Source organism: Phenylobacterium sp., from assembly GCF_041916435.1.
In the GTDB taxonomy this organism is placed as follows: Bacteria; Pseudomonadota; Alphaproteobacteria; order Caulobacterales; family Caulobacteraceae; genus Phenylobacterium.
Genome location: NZ_JAYRZM010000028.1, coordinates 1 through 1,190 on the forward strand (window position 1 = coordinate 1; position 1,190 = coordinate 1,190).

General features: G+C 72.4%; 1 protein-coding gene. It reads left to right on the forward strand.

Translation table 11 applies throughout. From position 1 onward, the window contains the following. Positions 1-22: 22 nt before the first annotated feature. The gene (bchC, locus tag ACE3TA_RS22595; RefSeq protein WP_374576578.1) at positions 23-976 is read left to right on the forward strand and encodes a chlorophyll synthesis pathway protein BchC; all 954 of its coding nucleotides are present in this window, start codon (positions 23-25) and stop codon (positions 974-976) included. Positions 977-1,190 lie beyond the last annotated feature (214 nt).

A 1,190-nucleotide genomic window follows, 5' to 3' on the forward strand; every position in this document is an offset into this window, starting at 1 on the left:
GGCTCCGGACCGGAGGCTGACCATGGACACCACCGCCGTCGTGCTGGAACAGCCGGAGCAACTCCGGCTGGCGTGCCTGGCGCTGGACGCCGCGAAGGACGACGATGTCGTCGTCGCGGTCGACTGGAGCGGCATCAGCACGGGCACCGAGCGCCTGCTGTGGACCGGCCGCATGCCGGCCTTCCCGGGCATGGGCTACCCGCTGGTGCCGGGCTACGAGTCGGTCGGCCACGTCCTTGCCGCCGGGCCGGCATCGGGTCATGCCGTCGGCACGCCGGTGTTCGTGCCGGGCGCCCGCTGCTTCGGTGAGGTGCGCGGCCTGTTCGGCGGTGCCGCCTCGCGCCTGGTGGTGCCCGGCAGCCGCGTGGTCGAACTCGACGGCGGGCTCGGCGACCGCGGCGTGCTGCTGGCGCTCGCGGCCACGGCCTATCACGCGGTGGCCGGCGGCGGCAAGCGCGCCGACATCCATCCACCCGACCTGATTGTCGGCCACGGCGTGCTCGGCCGGCTGCTCGCGCGCATGACGGTGGTGGCCGGCTACCCGCCGCCCACGGTGTGGGAACGCGAGGCCTCGCGGCGCGACGGTGCGCTCGACTACCCGGTGCTCGACCCGGACGACGACCCGAAGCGCAACTACCGCGCGATCTATGACGTGAGCGGCGATGCCTCGGTGCTGGACACGCTGATCGCCCGCCTGGCGCCCGGCGGCGAGATCGTGCTGGCCGGCTTCTACAGCCAGCCGCTGCACTTCAACTTCGCCCCCGCGTTCATGCGCGAGGCGCAGATCCGCTGCGCGGCCGAATGGCAGCGCCCCGACCTGCTGGCGGTGCGCGAACTGGCCGAAGCCGGCCGGCTCTCGCTCGACGGCCTGATCACCCACCACGAGGACGCCACCGCGGCGGCCTCGGCCTACCGCACCGCCTTCGGTGACCTGCAATGTCTGAAGATGGTGCTCGACTGGAGAACGCTGCAATGAACGCGCCCGAAGTCCGCGGGCCGAGCGCCGGGCCGTCCCAAGCCGGCCCGCATTCCCCTGGGGGATCGACCGACGTACCCGTCGGGCGAGGGGCGCCAGGTTCTCCGGTCATCTTCATGAGAGATGAACGGCTCAAGGCCGAAGCCGCCATCGAGCCCGAGAGCGTCTCGACCGCGCCCGTCACCAAGGCCACGCAGATCATCGCGATCTACGG